This is a genomic window from Brachyspira catarrhinii (assembly GCF_005518285.1).
In the GTDB taxonomy this organism is placed as follows: domain Bacteria; phylum Spirochaetota; class Brachyspiria; order Brachyspirales; family Brachyspiraceae; genus Brachyspira; species Brachyspira catarrhinii.
In genome coordinates this window covers 1-1,681 of the sequence record NZ_SJDU01000445.1, presented here as the reverse complement: position 1 = coordinate 1,681, position 1,681 = coordinate 1, and the positions used below count along the sequence as shown (strand labels likewise).

The window sequence follows — 1,681 nt, the reverse complement described above, 5'->3', positions numbered from 1 at the left end:
ATAGAATTATAATAAATTATATATTATATATTTTAATTTTTTATGTATTGAAGTATAATATTATATAATTTTTGAAGGACTATTTTATGAATGAAAAAAAAATAACAACTATCATATCCATACTTCTTTTAATTATATCTATATGTTTAACTATTTTTACAAGAGTTTATTCTTTTCCTAGAGCAGGAACTGATTTTGGAGATTTTCTTAGCCATTTTTATGATATGAAAAAACATTATGATAATGATACAATTCCTATAGTAGGAGCCAGATTTCAAATGGGGCCATTAACTAAGGAAATAGCTCCGCGTGTACCTGGAGGTTTTTTCTATATTCATTATTTAATATGTTATAAACTATCCAATGAAAATATAGAATTAGCAAGAGTATTTAATTTTATTACAATGTTTTTTCCCGCTATTATATTTTTATTATGGGTATATAAAAGATTCGGGCTTTCAATAATGTCGATATTGTCTGTATTAACATTATTTAATGTGTATTTTGTATATACAAATAATATATTTTATAATCCAAATATTACACTTTCTTTATCTTTTCTTCTTATACCTTTACTTGGTGAGTATATTATTGGAGATAAGCCTTATATTCCAGCTATGATGTTTTTTCCATTGCTTGCATTAATGGGACAGGCACATTTTGCTGTTTATTATGGAATTGTTCCTACAATAATTGTTTATCTTATCATAAGATACAAATATACTATAAAAAATATTAAGGCACTTTCTGTAGGTGTGTTTTTAGCATTTTTAACATATCTGCCTTATTTAATATCAGAAATAAAAAATGGTTTTTATAATACAAATAAAATGCTAAGTTTTTCAGAAAATGCAGATTTAAGACAGGTATTTCCTTTTCCTCAGGTGCATTCTTTATTAATGTTTCCTACAAATGAATTTTCTGTTATGTATTCTGCCAACAATTTTAAAAAGATAATGAGTTTTTATCTTAATGATAATCCTTTTTTTGTATTCACTTTAACTATACTTATAATATCTATATTGGTAATATTTATAGCTTTTTTATATTCAACTATAAATTTTTTCAAAAACAAACAATATAAATTTGAATCAAATACCCAGGATAAATTATTAATATTAACAAAAGAATTGATGTTCATATTTTTATTATATTTCCCAGTAACTATAGCTGTAACATTTTTAGGAAGAGGTGTATCAGGACAGTTCAGATATCATTTTGGAGCATTTGCTTTATCTTTCGTTCCTATGCTTTATTTATTATATAATTTGAATATTAACTTAAAATATAAATATATTAATTATCTTTCTATATTTTATATTTTAAGTGCATTAGCTATGACTTTTAATATAGTAGTATTTTATAAAAATTATCAGGAACCTTATAGATGGAAAAGCTATATTGATACTGTTCAAAATATATCAAATGATGCTGCTGGAGAAAAATTTACTATAGAAAATGGTTCTTCTTATTTTAGTCAAATGGGATTTGTTTATAGTAAAAAAGGATATTGGAATGAAGTAACTAATGATGCTAATATTATTTACCATTTGGAAAGCTCTAAGGACAATACAAATATTATTAATTTACCAATAATATCAAGTAATAATATTTACATAGTTTATAAAGAGCAATTAAAATAGTATATTTATTTTTGTTTATAAACATTTTCTTTTTTTGA

At 23.0% G+C, this 1,681-nt stretch carries 1 protein-coding gene; it reads left to right on the top strand.

Annotation, left to right across the window (positions count from 1 at the left end):
- Positions 1 to 86 precede the first annotated feature (86 nt).
- Complete coding sequence (locus tag EZH24_RS11335; protein WP_137999208.1) at positions 87 to 1,643, top strand: hypothetical protein; 1,557 nt, start codon at positions 87 to 89, stop codon at positions 1,641 to 1,643.
- Positions 1,644 to 1,681 lie beyond the last annotated feature (38 nt).